Origin of the sequence: Embleya sp. NBC_00888 (assembly GCF_045207655.1) — a bacterium.
Lineage (GTDB): Bacteria > Actinomycetota > Actinomycetes > Streptomycetales > Streptomycetaceae > Embleya.
This window is the reverse complement of the sequence record NZ_CP108785.1, coordinates 4,435,187-4,455,993: the sequence shown is the minus strand read 5'-3', so window position 1 is coordinate 4,455,993 and position 20,807 is coordinate 4,435,187. Positions and strand designations below refer to the sequence as shown.

The 20,807-nt window shown below is 70.9% G+C and carries 16 protein-coding genes and 3 tRNA genes; 10 read left to right on the top strand and 9 right to left on the bottom strand.

From position 1 onward, the window contains the following. Positions 1–92 precede the first annotated feature (92 nt). The 4 genes from OG948_RS53750 to OG948_RS53735 form a co-directional block, all read right to left on the bottom strand. The gene (locus OG948_RS53750; RefSeq protein WP_331772381.1) at positions 93–359 is read right to left on the bottom strand and encodes a hypothetical protein; all 267 of its coding nucleotides are present in this window, start codon (positions 357–359) and stop codon (positions 93–95) included. A 368-nt stretch (positions 360–727) separates the two neighbouring features. After that, positions 728–2,428, bottom strand: a complete 1,701-nt coding sequence (locus OG948_RS53745) for an amidohydrolase (protein WP_406300751.1) — start codon at positions 2,426–2,428, stop codon at positions 728–730. A 55-nt stretch (positions 2,429–2,483) separates the two neighbouring features. After that, complete coding sequence (locus OG948_RS53740; protein WP_331772379.1) at positions 2,484–3,956, bottom strand: sodium:solute symporter family transporter; 1,473 nt, start codon at positions 3,954–3,956, stop codon at positions 2,484–2,486. Next, positions 3,953–4,156, bottom strand: a complete 204-nt coding sequence (locus OG948_RS53735; protein ID WP_331772378.1) for a hypothetical protein — start codon at positions 4,154–4,156, stop codon at positions 3,953–3,955. The genes OG948_RS53740 and OG948_RS53735 overlap by 4 nt, the downstream gene beginning before the upstream one ends. A 102-nt stretch (positions 4,157–4,258) precedes the next feature. Here OG948_RS53735 and OG948_RS53730 point away from each other — a divergent pair, with 102 nt between their 5' ends. From OG948_RS53730 to OG948_RS53695, 8 genes are all read left to right on the top strand, one after another. Beyond that, positions 4,259–5,305 (top strand): Lrp/AsnC family transcriptional regulator, encoded by a 1,047-nt coding sequence (locus OG948_RS53730; RefSeq protein ID WP_331772377.1) that lies wholly within the window; start codon positions 4,259–4,261, stop codon positions 5,303–5,305. A 280-nt stretch (positions 5,306–5,585) separates the two neighbouring features. After that, entirely contained in the window at positions 5,586–6,374 is a 789-nt protein-coding gene (locus tag OG948_RS53725; RefSeq protein WP_331772376.1) for an aminotransferase class IV family protein, read from the top strand. 341 nt (positions 6,375–6,715) lie between these two features. Further along, positions 6,716–9,319: an MXAN_6230/SCO0854 family RING domain-containing protein gene (locus OG948_RS53720; RefSeq protein WP_331772375.1), complete on the top strand. Its 2,604-nt coding sequence runs from the start codon at positions 6,716–6,718 to the stop codon at positions 9,317–9,319. Between the two features lie 258 nt (positions 9,320–9,577). Next, positions 9,578–9,772, top strand: a complete 195-nt coding sequence (locus tag OG948_RS53715) for a hypothetical protein (RefSeq protein ID WP_331772374.1) — start codon at positions 9,578–9,580, stop codon at positions 9,770–9,772. A gap of 68 nt (positions 9,773–9,840) precedes the next feature. Continuing rightward, positions 9,841–9,913, top strand: a tRNA-Arg gene (locus tag OG948_RS53710). Positions 9,914–9,925: 12 nt separating this feature from the next. Next, positions 9,926–9,999 (top strand) — tRNA-Arg (locus OG948_RS53705). A 107-nt stretch (positions 10,000–10,106) separates the two neighbouring features. Continuing rightward, positions 10,107–10,179: transfer RNA gene (locus OG948_RS53700), tRNA-Glu, on the top strand. A 1-nt stretch (position 10,180) separates the two neighbouring features. Further along, entirely contained in the window at positions 10,181–12,565 is a 2,385-nt protein-coding gene (locus OG948_RS53695) for a hypothetical protein (RefSeq protein ID WP_406300750.1), read from the top strand. A 134-nt stretch (positions 12,566–12,699) separates the two neighbouring features. Here OG948_RS53695 and OG948_RS53690 read toward each other — a convergent pair whose 3' ends face one another. The 3 genes from OG948_RS53690 to OG948_RS53680 form a co-directional block, all read right to left on the bottom strand. Beyond that, a complete protein-coding gene (locus OG948_RS53690) occupies positions 12,700–13,224 on the bottom strand; it encodes an RICIN domain-containing protein (protein WP_331772372.1) in 525 nt (174 codons plus the stop codon). A gap of 291 nt (positions 13,225–13,515) precedes the next feature. After that, positions 13,516–14,145, bottom strand: a complete 630-nt coding sequence (locus OG948_RS53685) for a TetR/AcrR family transcriptional regulator C-terminal ligand-binding domain-containing protein (RefSeq protein ID WP_331772371.1) — start codon at positions 14,143–14,145, stop codon at positions 13,516–13,518. A 188-nt stretch (positions 14,146–14,333) separates the two neighbouring features. Next, positions 14,334–14,930: an ATP-binding protein gene (locus OG948_RS53680; protein WP_331772370.1), complete on the bottom strand. Its 597-nt coding sequence runs from the start codon at positions 14,928–14,930 to the stop codon at positions 14,334–14,336. Positions 14,931–15,235: 305 nt separating this feature from the next. Here OG948_RS53680 and OG948_RS53675 point away from each other — a divergent pair, with 305 nt between their 5' ends. Next, entirely contained in the window at positions 15,236–15,877 is a 642-nt protein-coding gene (locus OG948_RS53675) for a TetR/AcrR family transcriptional regulator (protein ID WP_331772369.1), read from the top strand. A gap of 162 nt (positions 15,878–16,039) precedes the next feature. Here the strand turns inward: OG948_RS53675 and OG948_RS53670 are convergent, their stop codons facing one another. Beyond that, on the bottom strand, positions 16,040–17,113 hold the full coding sequence (locus OG948_RS53670) for an alpha/beta hydrolase (protein WP_331772368.1): 1,074 nt from the start codon (positions 17,111–17,113) through the stop codon (positions 16,040–16,042). A gap of 1,052 nt (positions 17,114–18,165) precedes the next feature. On the opposite strand from OG948_RS53670, the gene OG948_RS53665 reads away from it, so the two are divergent. After that, positions 18,166–19,314, top strand: a complete 1,149-nt coding sequence (locus OG948_RS53665; RefSeq protein WP_331772366.1) for a DUF475 domain-containing protein — start codon at positions 18,166–18,168, stop codon at positions 19,312–19,314. A gap of 153 nt (positions 19,315–19,467) precedes the next feature. On the opposite strand, the gene OG948_RS53660 is transcribed toward OG948_RS53665, so the two are convergent. Further along, the gene (locus OG948_RS53660) at positions 19,468–20,607 is read right to left on the bottom strand and encodes an NUDIX hydrolase (protein ID WP_331772365.1); all 1,140 of its coding nucleotides are present in this window, start codon (positions 20,605–20,607) and stop codon (positions 19,468–19,470) included. Positions 20,608–20,807 lie beyond the last annotated feature (200 nt).

Genomic DNA, 20,807 nt, shown 5'->3' with positions numbered 1-20,807 from the left:
GAAGACGGTGGTGTTCTCGCCGGCCCCGCGGGGCCGGCGAGAACACCACCGTCTTCGGTCGTTGCGTGTGTGGGGTCGAAGACGACCGTCCGTCAAGAACGACCGTTCGCTGCCTCCTGCCACGCCGCCATCCCCGCCCGTGAAGCGTGCTTCGCCTGCCGCAGCTTCACGGCGGCCATTTCGCCTGGCGGGGTGTCCAAGTCCCGGATCAGTTTGCGTACCGCGCCCAGCAGTGCGGATGCGGTGATGGCCAGGCCGGTCAGCGCGATGATCGAACCCGAGGCGGTGAGCACGCTGCCCACCGTGACCGCACGGGTGTCGACGCCGAACCGGTGCTGTGATTCGTGGTGGTTGTTCACAACTCCACAGTCGGCCCGTTCCGGACATCCCGCACCGCGGGGCGGGCGAACGGGTGGCGAAGCCCTGCCCGCGGCCGGAATGCCCGCTCGGCAATCGGGGGACACCGACAGGTCCTCCCGTCATCGTGCACGTGCATCGCCGCCGCGAACTTCTCCGGACGGCCGTCGAGTCACGTCCTCTCTCGTGCGGGCCCGGACGGTGGAAAGGTGCGGGTCAGCGCCGCCCCGGCGGCCCTCACGGTCGTCTCGGCGCTCATCGCGTCGTTCACTTCGGCGTTCGACCCCGTGGGCGACGACGGCTGCCGCGCCCACGACGGCCGCCGGCGCGCGAACCGGTCGGTGCGCCGGTCCCGGACACGTTCGGGCCCCTACGCGCCCCACACCTGCCGGGCGCCCACCCAAGTCGAAAGGATCGGGATCTCCGCGATGTGTTCGGGGGCGACGGACAGCGGGTCCTCGCCCAGGACGGTGAAGTCCGCGAGCATGCCCGGGACGAGGCGGCCCTTCAGATGGCCCTCGCCTGTGGCGTGCGCGGAGCCGATCGTGTAGACGGCCAGGGCCTCGCGGGCGCTGATGCGCTGGTCCGGGCCGAGGACTACGCCGTCGCGGGTCTGTCGGGTGACCATGGTGCGGATCGCGAGCAGCGGCGGGAGGGGGCCGGCCGGGTGGTCGGAGGAGCCGCCCACGAGGATGCCCGCGTCGAGGAAGCGGCGGTGGCCGCAGGCCGCGGCGGCGCGTTCGTCGCCGTAGTAGTCGCGCAGCTTGCCGCCGTGGTCGTGGACGAACGAGCCGAACGGCACGGGGGTGACCCCGGCCGCGGCGATGCGCTCGACCAGGCTGTCGTCGACGAGACTGCAGTGCTCGATACGGTGATTGATCCCCGCGTACGCCGGGTCTGCGGCGCGGGCGGCTTCGATGGCGTCCAGGACCTTGCCGACGGCCAGGTCCCCGTTCGCGTGCACGGCGACGCGGCTGCCGGTCCGGTGGATGGCGAGGACCGTGTCGGCGAACTCCTGGTCGGTCATGAGTTGGATGCCGTTGTCGGCGCCTGTCTGGCTGGGGTACGGGGCGCGGCACAGGCAGGTGCCGCCCGCGAGCGCGCCGTCGATCATCAGTTTGACGCCGACCAGCCGCAGACGCTCGTCGCCGAAACCGGTGCGCAGTCCGGTCCGCGCCAGGTCCGCGAAGTAGCGGTGCCACATGAGCATGCCGACGCGGGCGGTGAGGACCCCGCGGTGCGCGGCCTCCTGGTACAGCCGCAGTTCGCGCGGCGAGACCAACGCGTCGCACCAGGAGGTGATGCCCGCCGCGTGGAACTCACGGACCACCTCGGTGAACGACGGGACCAGGTCGTCGAGGGTGAACTCGCCCAGCAGTTCGGGGGCGCCGCTCGGGCGGAACCACTGGTCGAACCACGCGCCCTCGTACATCCACCCGTCGAGCCGACCGTCCGCTTCGCGGCCGAGCGTGCCTCCGTTCGGGTCGAGGTCGGTGTCGCGGTAGCCGGCGAGTTCCAGAGCGCGGGAGTTGGCGACGGCCATGTGGCACGAGAAGTGCACGGCGAGGAGCGGGTGTTCGGTGGATATCGCGTCCAGGGCCGCACGATCGAGGCGGCCCTGCGGGTCGGCGTTGGGGTCGTATCCCTCGGCCACCACCCAGCCTCCGGGCGGGGTCGCTCGGACGCGCTCCGCGAGCGGGTCGCGTGATCCGCCGGTGGCCGCCAGGGTCTGCGGCGTCAGTGGCACCCGCATGCGGGTGTCCGCCAGCCCGGCGGGGTGGCAGTGCGCGTCGTTGAAGCCCGGGACCACGACGGCGTCGCCGAGGTCGACCAGCTCGGCTGCGGGAAGGCGCGACCGCAGGTCGGCGACGTCCCCGACGGCGACGACGCGATCTCCGAAGGTGGCGAAGGCCTCCGGTTCGGCGGTCGCGGCACCGCCCGAGTCGGCGAGGGTGATGATGCGGCGGGATCGGAAGATCCTCGCGGTGGGCTCGTCCGGGTGGGACAGGCTGCTCCCCGGAACGGATGCCGTGGCGCCGTGGATGCCGTGGGTCGTCATTGCATGTGCCATTCGTTCGTTTGTTCCCTGTCGTGTCGTTCGGGCTCGGGCTCGGCCGGTGCCGGGCTCACGCGGCCGTCTTCCGCGTCGGGCGCGGCATCGCGTCGACCGTCGGCGGCCTGCCGACGGCCAGGCGCCGAGCGGCTTCGGCAAGGAGGCCGACGGCGAGGTTGACGCCCAGGCCGATCAGCCCCGCGTTGACGTGGTTGGTGTCCACGACGTGGCCGTTGTCGCCGAACGTCAGCCAGATGACCACCGCTTCGCCCGCGAGGATTCCGGCCGCCACCGACCACGCGCCGACGAGCGGACGGCGGCCGGTCAGCGCGTACAGCAGTCCGGGCGCCATCTGCGCGAGACCGGAGTAGGTGAGCAGCAGCAGGTTCGCCAGGGCGTCCGGCCGCTCGACGGCCAGGACCAGCGCCACGCCGACGGCGCCGACGACGGTGGTGTGGTTGACCAGCAGGCCCGAGCGTTCGGTGCGGGTCCGGACGACGTTGCGGGCGACCAGCGACGATATGCCGAGCACGATCGCCGCGGACGGCACCATGGCGCACGCGGCCGCCGCGGTGACGACGACGCCGACCAGCCAGTCGGGCATGGCGCCGTTCGTCAGGTGCAGCAGTACGCCGTTGGCACCGCCGGATGCCGCGCCCGCGACCACGATGCCGGTGAACCCGATCAGCATCGGGATCGCCTGGCTGGCGCTGTAGAACGGGATCCAGATGCTGTTCTGCCGCAGGGCCTTCTCGTCCTTGGCGGCCAGGACCGCGGGCCAGCCGTGCGGCATGGTCATGAACATCACGCTGACCAGGCTGGTGATCATGCTGGTGAAGAACCAGGTGCGGTCGAACGGCCCGTCGTGCACGGTGAGCTTGGCCGCGTGCGTGTCGGCGAGCCGGTGCGTGACGTCGCCGAGACCGCCCGCGTAGTGCGCGGGGATGGCGATGGCCAGCACGATCAGCACCACGACCATGAGCGCGTCCTTCAGGTACGCCGCACGTGCCACGCCGCCGATGCCCGACCACAGTACGAAGCCGGTGATCAGCACGGATGCGGCGATCATGCTCGCCGTCCCGGAGCCGCTGTTGCCGGTGGCCAACTCGACGACCAGGCCGAGGCCGGTGATCTGGAGTTGGAGGTAGGGCAGCAGGAAGGCCACGCCGAGCACCGCGGTCAGCGTGCCCAACGCGCGGCTGCCGTAGCGGTCGGCGAAGAAGTCGCCCTGGGTGAGGTAGCCGCGGTCCTTGCCGATCCGCCACACCAACGGCGCGACGACGTACATGCCGACGTACGCGAGCGGAAGGTACGGCAGCGCGTAGACCACGCCGACGCCCGACGCGTACGCCAGGCCGGCGAGACCGAGGAACGTGAAGGTCGTGTAGACCTCGCCGGCCTGGAGGAACCAGGTCGTCACGGCACCGAAGCGGCGCCCGCCGACCGTCCATTCCTCGAGGTTGGCGGCCGGCTTGCGGCGGCCGAGGACGCCGAGCCCGGCGATCAGCAGCATGCCCGCGACGGACACGGCCAGGGTCGTGTTCATTCGCCGCCCCCGTTCCGGCGGCGCGTGCTCTGGTACTCGACGTACGCGAGCGCGGGAGTGAGGGCGATCACCCAGCCCACGCTCCAGGTCATCATCGACGGCATACCGAGCCAAATGTGCGGAGCGTTGACGAACGGCAACCACACCGTCGCCAGCAGTGCCGTCACGGGCACCATCAGCAGAAGCACTGCGAGACGCATGGACCGCTCCTGGGGTCGTCGTATTTCGCGAACCCCTGGAGCATGAAACTTACGGATAGAATCTCGTGGAATTTGTTGATAAGCGTCACTCGGAGGTCCGTGATGAAGCATTCCGCCGAACTTGCGCCAACCGCCGAACTGCGGCCCACCATCCTGGACGAGACCGACTTGGCGCTGGTCAACGCCCTGCAAACGGCACCACGCGCATCGTGGACGCTGATCGGGCAGGCCCTGGGCATGAGCGCCGTCACCGCCGCGCGCCGCTGGGAGCGCCTGCGCTCACGCGGCCTGGCGTGGGTGACCGCCTACGGCGGGCCGTTCGTCCTGCAGGTCAACTGCTCGGCGTACGTCGAGGTCGACTGTCATCCCGCCCGGGTGCGCGCGGTCACCGAGCGGCTGGTGCGCGACCCGCGCATCACCGGTATCGAACATGTGTCCGGTGGTACCGACCTCCTGCTGACCGTGATGGTCGCCGACCTCACCGCGCTGTCCAGACTGGCGATCGAGGTCATCGGCGCGCAGGAAGGCGTCACCGCCATCCGCAGCATGATCGCCACCCACCTGTTCACCGAAGGCAGCCGCTGGGACCTGCGCTCCCTGGACCCCCACCAGCGCGGCCTGCTGCGCCCGGGCGACGACACACCGTCGGCCGGCATCGGGACCGTTGCCCCCGAAGACCGCTCACTGCTCATCGCGCTCGGCGCGGACGGGCGCCTCGGGTACGGCGAACTGGCCGAGGCCACGGGCATGAGCGAGTCGACCGTACGCCGTCGGGTGACGCGCATGCTTCGCGAGGGCAGCGTCGTCCCGCGCTGCGAAATCGCGCACAGCGTCTCGGGGTTCCCGGTGTTCGTGCACTACCTGGCGAACGTCCCCAGTGCGGACCTGGCCCGCGTGGGCGCGTCGATCGCCGCGGTGGCCGAGGTCCGCATGTGCGCCGCGATCGCGGCACGGCACAGCCTGCTGATCACCGCCTGGGTGCGCTCGATTCCCGACACCCGCCGCCTGGAGGCGCAGCTCGCCGAGCGATTTCCCGAACTCACCATCGAGGACCGGTGGTTGACGCTGGCCAACGCCAAGCGGATGGGCCACCTCCTGGATCCCGAAGGACGCAACACGGGGTTCGTGCCGATGGATATCTGGGCGTGACGGCTGGACGTCGCGCCGTGGCGAACGGCGTGCGGAAGTCGGGAATGACAAGCTTGCGAGGTTGGATCACCACGTCGGCGCGCGCCCGGGGCCGGCGTGTCGAGGAGTTCGACGGCGGTGTGGGCTCGGGGTCCACGGGGTGCCTGTCGTCGAGTGAACAGGTGCGTGCCGTTCTCGTCCGCAGTGGCGAACTGCATGCGTGCGTCCGGCCCGTGGCCGGGTCGCCGACCACGGCGCCGTCGCGGGTGGAAGCCCCGGACGGGCGGTTATCGTCGGCGGCATGAGTGCTTCGGCGGTATCACGGGTCGAGATCGACGGCCGGTCCACCACGGTGGAACGGCTGCACGCCGTCGCCGTGGCCGGCTACGGGCATTTCACCGCGATGCAGGTGCGCGGCGGCCGGGTGCGCGGCCTCGCCGACCACCTCCATCGGCTCGACACGGCCAACCGGGAGTTGTTCGGCAGCCCCCTGGACGGGGACCTGATCCGGCGGTACATCCGGCACGCGCTGACCGACGACGTTCCCGACGCGTCCGTGCGGGTGCATGTGTTCGCCGTGGACGAGCCCGGGTCGGTCGCGATCCTGGTCACCGTGCGGCCACCCGGCGACATGCCGCCCGCGCCACAGGCGTTGCGGTCCGTCCCGTATCTGCGTTCCGTCGCGCACATCAAGCGCGTCGGGGACTTCGGGCAGGCGCACTACCGCCGACAGGTCGCCCGCGAGGGCTTCGACGAGGCGCTCCTGACCGGCCCGGACGGACTCGTCGCGGAGGGTGCGATCACCAACGTCGTGTTCTTCGACGGCACTTCGCTGCTCTGGCCGAACGCGCCCGTCCTGGAAGGCATCACCATGGGTCTGCTCGAAAGGGCGCTCTCCGCAGGGCCGTTGCCCTCCCGACGCGGCCCGGTCCACCTGTCCGACGTGGGCTCGTTCCGGGCCGCGTTCGTAACGAACTCGCGCGGGATCGCGCCGGTTCGGCTCATCGACGACGTGCCGATCCCGATCGACACCGCGTTGACGGGGACGCTCGGCAGACTCTACGAGTCGATCGTGTGGGACCCGATCTGACACACATCGTGTGCGGAGGCCGTCGTCGGGGAGGGCGGTATCGGCCGTGATCCGGAAGCCGAACGGCTCGTAGCCGGACGCCGGCGCGCTCGGCGGCTTCGACATCGGGCGTCGGCGCTACCCGGCCAACGCCCTGTCGTCGGGGTTCGGGCCGGGTCTCGCACCGCCTCTCCCCGGACCGGACCGGAAATTCCTTAGGCGAACCCGGGGGGTGACGTTAGGGTCGACCTGCGGGGGCGGCTCCGCGGTGTGCTTCCTTCTCACTCCGATAACCGACAGCGCACCCACTCTCCGCCCTCGCTTCGTCTTTCGTCGGGGGCAACCGGTACATGAGTGGTGGCGTGCGCAGCATCGTTCGAGTTGATACCAGTACCGCGGCCGACGATCTCGACGGCCTCCTGGTACGACGTCTGGCGCAGGTGTACATCGACGCGGAGCGGGTCGGGCCGGATCAGGCGGGTGTGAACGCCCGCGGGATCGCCGCGCTGGAAGCGGATCTGGTGCAGCGCGGCCATGTACTGAGCGCCCCGTTGCGGACCGCGCTGGCCGGCTTGCGACCGGTGGATCTCGCGACACACGGAATGCGGCTGCTGGCGCGGCTGGACGCCCGGCTGGGCAACGACCGCCGGCACCGCCCGCTGTTCGCAGGCTTTCCCGCACAGGTGCCGAACTACGCGCAGGCGCGCTACTCCACCCGAATCCGAGCGTTCCTGCTCAACCAGCCGAACCAGCCCTGCGCGATCTGCGGCCGGGCCGGCGACATCGGCGCGCTCGCGCCCTGCGCGCACCTGCTGTGCTCGACCTGTGCGCCGGCCGAGGAGTTGCGCGCGTGCCCGGTGTGCGCCGAGCCGATACGCCTGCGCAAGCCGCATCTGACCCCGGCCGGCAGCCGGACCGCGGACATACTCGTCCCGATCACCGGCACCCTGGCACCGCTCCGGCTCGGCGTGGACCGGGACGCGGACGCGCTCGGCGAACTGCTGGCCCTGCTCGCCCGGCGCACCCCGCTCGGGCCACAGGACCGGCACGATCTGATCCTGCTCGCCGAGCACGCGCCGGCCGACGCCGAGCGGTGGTTGCCCACCGAGATCCCGGTCCGCGAAAGCAAGGCCGTCGTACTCGCCGGCCTGCTTCCCGACCACCTGCCCGCCGGCCGGCTGGACACCGCGACCGACGTGCTGCGGGTGTTGTGGGCCTGGTCCGGCGCCCACCCCGATCTGCTCACTCCGCCTCGGCTGCGCACGGTGCCGCGGCGACTGCGCCGCATGCTGCTCGCGGTCCTGGACGGGCTGCCACTGGAGCACGTGTACGAGGACCTGTGCCGGCATCGCCAGGCGTGGCTGCGCGCCGGTGAACTGCTGCATCCCTTCGACTACATCGGCACGTACCCCAATGCCGCGCTCGCGTTCGCGGCGCTGCGCGGCACCGACCCGCAGGCACTTCGGGCCGGTCCCGCGCTGCTGCTCGCCGCCGACGCGCACGGCGACGCGGTGGCGGTCGTGGCGAACCGGATCGTGGTGCGCACCTTCGCGTCCCGGGTCGAAACGCTGCTCGCGGCCGGCGACACGACCGGCGCGACCGCGCTACTGATCCGGCGCCCCGGCGAACTGGTGCGCCGGCTACACCACTTGCTCCGGGTCCGGGCGGGCAGCGGCGCGACCACGCTGCCCGCCGGGCTCGTCGCCGCGCTGCCGCACGTGCTGCGCCGGGTCGGCCCCGGTCCCCTGCTCGGCGCGTGGGGTCGGCTGCGGGCCGAACGCGCTGTGGGGGAACGGCGGGTGTGGTTCCCGCGCGGCAGTATCGCGGGAGCGTACGCGCACAACGACCCGGGCGAGCCCGTCCCGGCTGCGCTCAGCGCCCCGGTCTGCGCCCTCATCGAGCGCGAACTGACGCGCCGGGCAGTCAAGTTGCCGCGCCACGACATCGCGTTTCTGGACGCCGGACTGGGCGACCTGATCGCGCCGTTCGCCGAGCACTCCACTGCGAAAGCGCTGGTCGCCATCCCACGCGGAAGCGTCCAGCCGATGCCGCGCGGCGGCCGGATCCGGCTGTTCCTGCACTGGATGCAGGCCGCGGACCAGCGAGTCGACCTGGACCTGTCCGTCGCGCTGTACGACGCGAATTGGGAGTACCTCGGCCTGTGCGACTACACGAACCTGGTCTACGGCCCGGACCGCGCGGTGGTGCACTCGGGTGACTTCACCTCGGCGCCCGCACCGCACGGCGCAACCGAGTTCGTGGATCTGGACATCGCCAAGCTGGCCGCACTGGACGTGCGGTACGCCGTCGTGGTCGTCTTCAGTTACAACGACGTGGCGTTCGACGACCTGCTCGACGCGTTCGCCGGTTTCCAGGACCTGGACGCGGTGGCCGCCGGGCGCACGTTCGATCCGAGTGCGGTCCGGCAGCGTTTCGACCTGGCGGGCGACGCGCGGATCTGCGTCCCGATGACCGTCGATCTGGCCGCGGGCACCGCGCAGTGGACCGACTTGAACCTGTCCGGCCGGGACGGCCTGCACGACGTCTTCCGGCACACCGACCGCCTCGCCGAACTGGCCCGCGACCTGCGCATCCACTTCGCCCCGGGAGGCCGGGCCACGCTCGGCGACCTGGCCCGGATCATCGCCGCCGCGACCACCGACCGGGTGCTGATCCGCGGCCGGCGCGAGGGAGAGGTCACCGAGTACCGCCGAGGCGCCGACGAGGGAGTCGACGCCTTCACGGCCCGCGTGCGCGACGACGTCGGCGCGACAGCGGCCCACCTCGACCCGGCCGAGGAACTCGCCGCCGGCCGCGCGTTCGTGGCCCTGGTCCACGGCGACGTCCCGATCGCCGGCACCGGCACCTTGTACCGGCTCTACCCGGGCCCCTCCGACAGCGCCCCCGCCGACATGCTCCGCTGGTCGGCCCCGGACCTGACCTCGGCCTTCGCTCCGACGGAGTAGATCGCCGAACCGGCATGCCCCGGACGACCATCGCACGCGAACTCGGACGCCGGACACACAGTGTGCGAGCCGCGAATGCGACGCCCGCGCCGGGACGCACCGACCTGTCCCCGTGCGGCCGGGAACCCTACTGCGCGCTGGACGTTCGCTCCGAACGCGACGGACGAGCGCGGGTGCGCCTGGCGTGAGTGCCCCCTGTGCTCCCGCAACGACCCCGACACCGCGCAACCTCCGGCGCTGTCAGCCGGACACGCCGGGGTGTACGAGGCGCTGTCGTTCCCGGATCGGCCGGTCCTCGAGGGATTCGGCGCGGTCCACGCCGAGCGACGCCGCACCCCGTACGCCTACCGGCAGGCGCTGACCGTGGCGCCGGCCGACGGGTTGCCCGAGTATCCGTCGCGGCGGCGTGCCAAGAGCGGCGAACCATGGCCGCCGCGCGCGCCGGGCGAATAACCCCGTTGCCCCGCCTGCGGCTCGGGCCTAGTGTCGTCCTCGTCGGCAGGCACTGCGCCGGCGCACCACAACGTGTAGCTCAGTCAGTAGAGCACCGGGCTTCGGACCCGGAGGGCGCGGGGGCGGGACCCGCCACGTTGGCGAACGCGACAACGGCGTGTAGCTCAGTCAGGGAGAGCACCGGGCTTCGGTCCCGGAGGGCGCGGGGGCGGGACCCGCCACGTCGGCGACATCGGAACGCGGCGGCATGGGACTCGGCCCGGAGAGCTCCGGGCCCGGAACCCGCACAAGGCGGCAGGGCGCGCGGTGCCCGCCGTGCCGACCACACCGACCACGACGTGTAGCTCAGTCAGTAGAGCACCGGGCTCTCAACCCGGAGGGCGCGGGGGCAGGGCCCGCCACGTCGGCATGAACGAGATTCACGTGCAGCCCGTCGCCAACCCCGGCTATGCGGATTGGCAGTTGGCCAAGGCATTCCACACCGCCGCCTCCCACGAGAGCCAGGCGACCCGGCTTCGCGCCGAGGAGCGCGTGCGCCGCTGGACGCAGGTCGCCCGCGGCATGGCCGACGGCTCGTTGGCCATCGGCTCGCGCACGCCCGTGCGCGGGCTTCCCGCCTGGGTCACCCCGGAGGTCGTGCGCGGCGGATTCGCCACCGGCGACGCCGCGGCCGGCGGGCCGTGGACCGCACACGAGGCCGAAGCCGCCGCCCGCGCCGGGCTGCGTACCGGCGATCGGCTCGCGGTGTTCCGGTACTTCCTCACCGACGCGGGCCTGGCCGAGCTCCACACGATGCTCGACACCGGCCGGTATCACGTCGCGGTGCCCGAGGAGGCCGCGCTGCTCACCATCGCGTGGCTGCTGCGCGCCGGGGACCGCTTCGCGGCGCTCACGCTGCTCGACGAGATCGCGCCGTACGCGGACCGCCTCCGCTTCCTGCCGGGCCCCAGCGACACGCCGGTGCCCGACGGCTCCGCCGTGCACCGCGAGTCCGTGGGCTCGTTGCGGGCCACGCTCGGCGCGCGGCGACCCAAGCCCGCGGTCGAGGCGATGAACGAGGCGCTGACCGTGTGGAACCCGTTCGCCGACCAGCTGCTCGCGCACTGGCTGGAGACCGTCGAGGACGGCCGGCTCGACGCGATCCGACCGGCGGGCTGGATCGAACGCGGCCGTGAACTCCTCCAGCGCTACCGGCGTTTGGCGGCGCAGCACACGCTGTGCACCAAGCACCACAACCCCAGGGAAAACTCCGCGATCCTGCTGGCCGCCCTGGCCGAGGCGCTCGGTGACACACGGGCCGGTGATGTTCGCAGCGCCGGCACCCGCATCGCGAACGGCCGCGCCGCCCGCGCCACCGGACCCCGCGCCGCCGGACCCCGCTCCGGCATCCGCGCGAACGTCGGTACGCGTGGGCCGGCCCGCCCCGGCCTGCTCCGGCACGCCGTCGACGCGATGGTCGTCAAGCGCGGCGCGCCCGGTTCGCCGCCGCACGCCGCACTGCGGGCCCGTCAGGCCGAGGACGCGTCGACCGCGACGCTCCACGAGCTGGCACGTGTCCTCATCACCCGGTTGGCGAACCTGCGCGACGACGCGGGTCTGCCCGACACGGCGTGGCTGCTCGTACCGGTGACCGACGCGGAAGCCGAGCGGACCGGCGTGCGCGCGGGCAGCCCGATTCCGGACAGCCTGCGTCACCCGGTCGAGCGCGCGCTGAGCGCGCCCGTCGCGACGCTCGTCGAGCGCGGCATCGTGCCGTCGGCCGAGGTGCTGGCCGAGCTGGTCCCGCAACTGGTCGCCGCGACGACCGCGTTGGCGTACCACGACCCGGCGCTGCGCACGCTGATGACCGCGGGGTACGGGGCGTTCGCCGAGCGTCGGTCGCTGCTGCTCCTCAACCTGGAGCACCAGGTGCGGCTGGAGGAGTTGCCGTGGGTGCGGGCGGTGTCCGCGTATCGGCGGGTGTCGACCGACACCGCGGGAAACGCCTGGGAGGCGCTGACCGAGCTGGGCACGCTGACGGTGCGCGCCTTCCCGGGCACGATCGTCCCGAACCCGCTGCTCCAGGAGCTCGGTTCGCTCGCGCGCCAGGCCGGGGTCAAGGCGGTGTTCACCGAGGAACTCGCGGCGGACATCTTCATGGGCACGTTCTCCGCGAAGTTCTTGCGCGCCGCGCAGGACGCCGCGGTACTGCTCGAAGGGTCGCTGTACGCGCGGTATTACGGCATCGACTACGCCACGATCCGGACGATCGACGACGTCAGGCGCGAGCGTGGGTTCGCGGCGAACACCTCGGACGCCTTCGCCGAGCTGTGCCGGGAGCGGGCCGGCATCGATCCGCGGGGCCGCTGGTGGGTCGCGGCGAATGGGAAGGTCATCGAGCAGGCGCAGATCCTCACCACGCACAACCTCGCCGCGCTCGTGTACCCCATCGGGGTGGAGCCGGTGGAGGGCTGGGCGGAGCCGGCGCGGGGCGCGTACCGCACGGTGTGCCGTCTGGTGCAGCAGATCGCCGGGAACCCGCGGTCGCTCGGCACCGTCAAGGACGCCGCGTACGCGTGGCGGCAGACGCTGTTCTTCCTGTCCCTGTGCGGGGTGGAGGACCAGTTCGCGGTGATCGCGTGGATGGCGGAGGAGACGGCGCGGCGGCCGGAGCACACCGTGCGCCGCCTCGCGCCGGTTCTGGCCGGGCTGCGGCATGTGTTCACGGGCGGCAGCCTGGACGATCCGGCGGTGCCGAACGTCCGGCGCTTCCTCGGCTGGGCCACGGACGGGCACTGGATCCGCGACGTGTGAGGGGCGGGAGCCGCGACCGCAAGCGCGTCCCGCGCGGCAAGTGACGCGCCCGGGTGTTCACCCTTGTCCACTGCGGCGACATGACACCGGCCTCGTCCCGTCGGGACGAGGCCGGTGTCATGTCGCCTGGGCGGTTACACGTCGTACGGCAGTGACCAGCGTGTGCCGGGCTGTCCGACGCAGTCCCAGAGCTGGGCGCGGGCGCCGTTGGACCTGGAGGAGTTCTCGATCTCCAGGCACCGGTTGCTGGTCCAGCTGACGATCTCCGACGACTGCGTGTCGGACTGCCAGAAGAACGCCCAAAGGGCGCCTTCCTGGCCGACGCAGCTCCACTGCTGGACGCGAGCGCCGTTGTAGCCGTTGGAGTTCTCGACTTCCAGGCACTTGCCGCTGTTCTTGTTCACGATCTTGTAGAGGCCGTTGCTCTGCCGCACCGGGTACCAGTCGTCGCCGCGCCGGGAACTGCACGACCACTGCTGGACACGAGCACCGTTGGCGGTGGAGGAGTTCTCGACCTCCAGACACAGCCGGCTGTTCGTGTTGACGACACGATCGAAGTCCACCAGGGCCGGCGCGGCCCCGGCGGTGGAGGTACCCGCCATCATGAGCAGGCCGGCCGCTGCGCCGAGTATGCCGAGTGAACGTCTGCCCAGCCCCATGGTGATTCCTCACTGTCGAATTCGGGGCATGCCACGAGCAGTTCGCGGCCGAGCGTGATCGGCCTGTGAAGGTGTGGTGTGCCCCGCGAGGTGGTCGGTCGCAGCCTAGGCGGCGCCGGTACGGGGCGCTGTCCAGATCACGCGGGGCTTCGTCGCCCGTCAGCGCGCCGTCCGGACTCGCATCCGGTCGGCGCCGCGCTCGCCGAGTTCGGTGTCGAGCCCGCCGGGCAGTTCGGTGACGAAGCCCCGAGGCGACACGCGTCAAGCCTTCAACTCAGCGAGCGGCCCCGATCAGTCGGTGCCGGCGAAGACGCCGGCGAGGGCGGCGGTGTGGACCGCGGCCGCGGCGCGGTCCGCGAGCGCGGTGTCGAGCGGCCGGCGTGTGACGAGCATCCGGTAGTAGACCGGCGCCCCCAGCGCCGCGATGAGTTCGACACCATCGGTCTCGGCGGGCAGCTCGCCACGTGCGATCGCACGCTCGACGATCACCGCGGCGCCGGCGTTGCGGTCGGCGAAGAAGTCGCGCAGGGCACGTTCCGCCGCCGGATCCCTGGTGGCGCCCGCGATGATGGTCTCGATCATGTTGCGGTAACGGATGTCGTCCTTGTACAGGGTCACGATCGACCGCGACAGCGCCCGAAGGTCACCTTCCAATGATCCGGTGTCGGGAAAGGGAATCTCGTTGAAACTGATCCACGTCAGCAGGTCCACGATCAAGCCTTCGACCGTGCGCCAACGCCGGTAGAGGGTGGCCACGTGCACACCGGAGCGACGTGCCACGTTCTCCATGGTGAGTCCGCCTCGGTCGGGCTCACCGAGTTCCGCCAATGCCGCCCTCAGTACCTCCGTGCGGGTACGCGCCGTGCGTCCACCGGGACGGACGGATCCGGGCGTGTGCGCCGGTTCACTCGCGGCTGGCATTGGGCTCCACGACAGTTGGACGGGCTACTGGCAGAACGCCGGTGGGAGTACCCGCGTTCCAGGGTGGCCATCCCCCGCGCCGACAACTCGGTCGTGAGACCCGAGCCATTCTGCCGACCGGTGCCGGATGGACACATCGGCGGGAGAGAACCACACCCCGGTCCCCGATCGAGGCGGCCGACGAACTCTCATCGGCAGCACTCCACGGGGTGACTCCGTGATCGGGGGCCGGGTGTTCCCTCGTCGATCGGACAGTCCCCGAGCGAGGGAGCCCGAGACAGATCGAGGGTGAACCATACGGCCTTCCCGTCGGGCAGCGGGTGCCGGCCCCAGTCGGTCGCGAGTGCCGCCACGAGGGTGAGGCCGCGGCCCGAGTCCTTGAGCTCGGCGGGGTCGTCGGGGCCGGCGGCCCGGGGGTGGGCGTGACCGTGGTCCTGGACGGCAACGGTGAACAGGGATCGTTTCGGGTCGTGCACGAACCGCACGGTGATATCGGTTCCGGGTGCGTGTCGAACCGCGTTGCCGTGAAGCTCGGATACCAGCAGAACGGCGTCGTCCACCACGTCCGACAAGGCTCCGAGATCGGTCAGCCGAAGCCGGACGAAGTCGCGGACGGCGCGCGCGGAGTGAGGATCCCCCGACGCGACGGTGAGATCCGACGGCGCTTCGACGTCCGGAGGTCTGGTGCACGGCGATTCGGGCGAGCGTTCGACGGGAGGAAGACCCGCCCAGCGGGTGCTCGGGCAATCGAACCGGGCCGTTGGGCAGGTGATCGTATGGTTCACGGCGGTCTCCGCGGCAGTGGGCTGTCGGATGGCTTCCTGCTTGGCCCCCGGCCGGACGCGCCCCGGTCTGCCGAACGACCGACGAGGCACCGCCCCACGTGTCCACCTTAACGCGATATGATTCGTATTAGAAGATCATGGGCGAATGTGCGCCTGCGCACAAGCGCACGTGCAAGGCCTTCGCCGGACGGAAGCTCAGGCAGCCCGCGTCGCGGCTTCCGGTGGTGGCGGCTGCCTCCCTCGGTCGGCGCGGCACCAGCGGGTAATAGAGTGCGGGGTCGAAGTTCGTCGGGTCGGAGAGTGCGTTGAGTGAAGGTCCGGCGCCGCCGGGAACCCGGAGGCCTGGAGGGCGTACCGCCCGTACGCGTGCCGCCGTTCTCGCAGCCGTCCTGAGCGAACTGGAGGATGTCGGCTACGGAGCCCTGACGGTTGAGGGTGTCGCGCGCCGCTCCGGTGTGCACGTGACAACGGTCTATCGTCGGTGGCGGTCGGTCGAGGGTCTGGTCGTGGACCTGATGAACACGATCGGATCACGTGAGATCCCGTTGCCGGACCATGGATCGTTGGCCGCCGATCTGCGGGGGCTGGCCCGGGGCATCGTGAACCTCTACCTCAACGACGCGCGCACGCGTGCCCTGTTCGACACGATGGTGGTGGCCGCCACGAGGAACCCCGACGCGGCAGTCGCGATGGCCCGGTTCTTCGAGCTGCGCAACGAGGCCGCCGGAGTAATCGTGGAGCGTGCCGTCGAGCGGGGCGAACTCGCCCGCGAGACGGACAAGTCGGAGGTCATCGCCGCAGTCGGGGCGCCCCTCTACTATCGGATGATCGTGGCACGCAGGCCGCTCGATCTCGATCTGGCCGACCAGGCGGCGCGAGCCGCGTGCCTGGCGGCCGAGAACGGTGTCTTCACGTCTTCGTCGCAACCGGCGGCGCAGCACCCCTGACACGTCCCGCGTTTGCCGACTGCCCGGGCACCGAGCGAGGCCGGGAAGGCCCCGGCCCCGATGCCCGTGGTCGGGTCCGGTCCCCGGGCCATCACCCGGCAGTGGACAACGCTTTCGTGGCCGGCCCTCCCGGCCCGCGGCTCGCTGTCCCTCCTATCCCTCCTATCCCTCCCATCCCTCCGGGATGGCGGCATCCGGCTGTGCGAACCCACCGGTGGCGCCGACGGCCGCGCTCGGGCCGTGCGCCATGCGCTGCTCGGGAACGCACGCCGCTCCGGCCGTGAGGTGTTCGAGGAAGAACGACGTCATAAGCCTCTGCGACTCCGCGAATTCCTCGTTGTAGACCACGAAATGGCCACCGGGCAGGATGGCGAGCCGCTTCGGGTGCAGGGCGCGTTCGTAGGCCGCGAAGGCGAGGTCGCTGTGCGTGAGGATGTCCTGCTGTGCGACGACCATGAGCAGCGGCGTGGGCGAGATGCGCCCGATGTAGTCGCCCGGTTCGTACCCCGACAGCAGTTCGATCGAGCGCACGGTGATCTCGTTGCGCCACGTGGCGAGTCGTTCGGGCTCGATGGACTGGTACCACGCGTACGTTTCGCGGTCCGCCATCGCGGCCATCGCCGTCGGGTCCTCGGTGATCAGCGGGATGACACCGGGCTCCGCGCCTTGGAAGCGTGCCAGGCGGTCCTGGTCGAACATGCGCCGAATCCCGCGCATGGCCTCGGAGTTGATGAATCGGGACAGGCTCGTTCCACCGCTGATGACCGGGACCTGCGCGTATACGCACTTCACCCGGCGGTCGACGGCACCGACGACCAGAACATGGCCGCCGGCGAAGCTGGAACCGAACACGCCGATCCGGTCGGAGTCGATGTCGGACCGGGACTGCAGGAAGGTAATGGCGTTTCGGTAACCCTGTATCTGCGCGACCGGGTCCGCCTCCTGGCGCGGTAGCCCATCGCTGGCCCCGAAACACGGGTGGTCGTACAGGATCACCGCGATGCCGGCATTCGCCAGATTCTCGGCGATGGTGTCGGTGTACTGCTCCTTCACCGCGCCCAGTCCGTGCGTCACCACGACTGCGGGGTGCGGCGCCACTCCGGATTCGGGAATGTAGAGCCAGCCTCGCAGGGTCGTCCCGTCGGAGTCGAACTCGATGTCGTGGCGCATCCTGAATTCCTTTCGACAGGCGTGGACCTGATCGGATGTGAGGTTTGTCGCGATCGTGTCGCGCATCAATGGCAGTACGTCCCCCAGAGCCGGGACATCCTCCCGCTCCGAGCGTCGAACCCGTCTCGGCGCATGCCGCACGTCGTGGCCGCGGGCGAGTCCTCCGGAGGGTCCGAGGGCCGCGGAGGATCGTCGGGAGAGGCTGCGTCGGCGGCGCCCGTGAACTGCGCGTCCGCGATGTCGTCCATCGGTATGCCAGGTGTGAACATGATCGACCCCGGGCGTAGGAGGGGCCGCACCCCGCTCGGGACGTGGGCGATCGAGAGGAGTCGGGGTACGGCGTGGTGCGCGCATCCGGCACTGCGGATACATTAACGCTAGTTCTTTCGTATTAGTAGTGCGCGCGGCTCCGCCTGCTCCTCGACCGCCACCCGGAGAAACAAGGTGATGCGTCGTACCGGTTCACCGGATTCGTTCGTCGAAATCCGTCGTAGCCGGTCAGCCCACCGGGCGTCGCGTCGCCAGGCGCGACGCCGTTCCGAAGGATCGATCACCGACGATCGCCACTCCCCCACGCCGTCGGTTTCGGGGGCGCCGATCCCCTGCCGACTATTGCGTTGGCGCTTCGGGCCCGACCACACCCGCCGTACCCGCCCGGGCCGAAGTGCGAGCCTCTCGCTCCCACTTCCCACCCCGGCCGCGATGTCGCCTCACCGTGTTCCGAACCAGGTTTCGGCGAGGGCGCCCAGGGTTCCTTCGGCGGGTGTGCGGAGTTCGCGCATGTACCAGGGGAGATTGCCGTACCTGTGCAGGAGTGCGTAGGCGAGAAGCACACGGGGGTCGAAGTCGCGTCCGTAGGACGTCGTGAGTCCGGTGAGCAGCGCCGGGTCTCCACCGGGCCGAACGCGTCGGCGTCGCGCTGGGCGATCCTCACGCGTCCACGGGGACGGCGATGATCTCGGCGAGGTCTACCGGCACGGCGGCGAGCGGAAGTTCCGAGCCGTTGGGCCGGGCAGGTGACAGGGCCACGAGGCAACGCCCTAGACTCCGGGTCAACGTTTCGTAAAGCCCGGTACGGCGCGGGGGAGCCCCGTACAAAAAAACGATTGGGGTAGCCAGTGCTTCTGAAGACGTTCGGCTGGTCGTTCGCGGTCACCGCGCTCGGCCTGGTCGCGGCGATATTCTACGGGGGGTGGACCGGCTTCGGGGTCGTGGCGATCCTGTCCATCCTCGAGATCTCGGTGTCCTTCGACAACGCCGTGGTCAACGCCGGGATCCTGAAGAAGATGAATGCCTTCTGGCAGAGGATCTTCCTCACCATCGGCGTCCTGGTCGCGGTCTTCGGCATGCGCCTGGTCTTCCCGGTCGTGATCGTCGCCGTCAGCGCCAAAATCGGTCCGATCGAAGCGGTACGGCTCGCGCTCGACGACAAGGACAAGTACCAGCAGCTGGTGACCGACGCCCACCCGTCGATCGCCGCCTTCGGTGGCATGTTCCTGTTGATGATCTTCCTCGACTTCATCTTCGAGGACCGGGAGATCAAGTGGCTCGGCTGGCTGGAGCGTCCGCTCGCCAAGCTCGGCAAGGTCGACATGCTCTCCGTCTGCATCGCGCTCATCGTGCTGCTCGCCTCCGCGATGACCTTCGCCACCAACGCCCACCAGCACGGCGGCATCCATGTGGACAAGGCGGAGACCGTCCTGATCGCCGGCATCGCGGGCTTGGTCACCTACCTGATCGTCGGCGGCCTCTCCGGCTACTTCGAGAACAAGCTCGAGGAAGACGAGGAGCGCGAGCACGAGGCCGAGGAAGAGGCCAAGAGGACCGGCAAGAAGGTCCCGGCGGTCGTGATGGCCGGCAAGGCCGCGTTCTTCATGTTCCTCTACCTGGAGGTCCTGGACGCGTCCTTCTCCTTCGACGGCGTCATCGGTGCCTTCGCGATCACCAACGACATCGTCCTGATGGCGCTCGGACTCGGCATCGGCGCGATGTACGTCCGCTCGCTCACGGTCTACCTGGTCCGCCAGGGCACCCTCGACGACTACGTCTACCTGGAGCACGGCGCGCACTACGCGATCGGCGCCCTCGCCGCGATCCTGCTCGTCACCATCCAGTACGAGATCCACGAGGTCATCACGGGCCTCGTCGGCGTCGTCCTGATCGGCTGGTCCTTCTTCTCCTCGGTCCGGCGCAACCGCAAGCTTGCGGCGGCCGAGGAAAAGGACACGGGGTCCAACGAGAAGGCCGAGGTCTCCTCCGGCGTCTGAGCCGCTCCGCCGGCGGGGGCCTTGCGGCCACCGCCGGCGGACGGTGTCCGCACCGTATGTGGTGCTGTGACCCGGAACGTGCGCCATGTCGCGTGGTCATGCGGCGAGAGCGTGTCGGCCGCCCCGCGCGTGACGAGGGCGCGGCGCAGCGGCTCAGCCGTTCGTCCTCTGCGGCCACGGTGCCGCCCGGTCGCGCGGAACCTCGACGACGGACCGGTCCCCCGCAATGGGTACGCCGAGGACTTCGTGTGCACCGCGTTGCGCGGAGCGGGCCTCGCGCAGGCCGTCCGGGCCCCAACCCAGGAGGTCGGCGGCGGTGGCCGGGTCGACCAGGAACCGGCGCCATTCCCGACCGGTCGCCGGATCCGGCCGGGCCGGGCCGAGGCGGGTGAGGCGGGCCGCGTAGCGGGCGCGGGCAACCGGCGTGCCGCCGTGGACGAGCGCGTCGTGGTCGTGGAGGTAGCCGAGGTAGGTGCTCGCGCCCAGCACGGCGCCGGCCTCCTCGTATGCCTCGCGGGTCAACGTCGCCAACGCGTCGCCGTCCTCGTCCTCGGTGCCACCGCCGGGCAGAGCGAGCATTCCCTGGTCCGCGACCAGGAGCACCCGCCCGTCGTCGGCGAACAGCCAACCCGACGACTGTGCGACGCGCAGCGATCCGGGTACGGGCTCGTCCGGCTGCCAGACCCACCGCCGACCCATGCGCGGGGCGGCCCGAAGCCCGAGTTCGCGGCGCAGCGGTTCGTTCCCGTGGTCGCCTGCCCGGATCGCGGCCAGGCGCTGCCAGGCGTTGCCGTCGTCGTGCACGGTGTCGTGGGGTTGTTGCAGGTGCAGGGCGTAGGGGGTGCCGGCGCGGATGGCGTCCAGGGCGGCTCGTGTGTAGGCGACGAGGTCGTGGGGCGGGTCGTCGGGGTCGACCCAGACGAGTTCGTCGTGTTTGTGCGGTTCCGCGTTGCGCACGGTGTCCGGTGTGGCGGGGTCGCGTGCGCCGGGCCATCCCTCGGCGGTGAAGAACCAGCCGATCCGCAACGGCCCCTGGGGTGGCCGGTGTTGCAGCACGAGGTCGCAGCGGAGCATGGTCGGGTGCAGGACGACGCCGGTTTCCTCGGCGACTTCGCGCACGGCTGCGGTGACGACGTCCTCGCCGGGTTCGACTTTGCCGGAGGGTAGGCACAACAGGCCGGGTGCGTAGGGCGAGGTTCGGCTCCGGCGCAGGAGCAGCAGTCTCGGTCCGCGATGCAGCAGTACGTGCACGTCGACCGGGCATCCGGTTCCGGGGTGTGCGGTCGGTTCCATCGAGGGACCCTTCGTGAGTCGGTTCGTTGTCCGGCGCGCGGGCACCTTGATCGCGACCATGACCGATCTGCTGCGCGCGAAGTTTCGACTCCGCGGTCACCGCGGCACACGACGCCCCACCGCCATGCGCGCACGCACCCTCTCCTCCGCTCCCGTGGCGGACGCCGCGATGACCACGGCGACGCCCGGCGGCGGCGGAT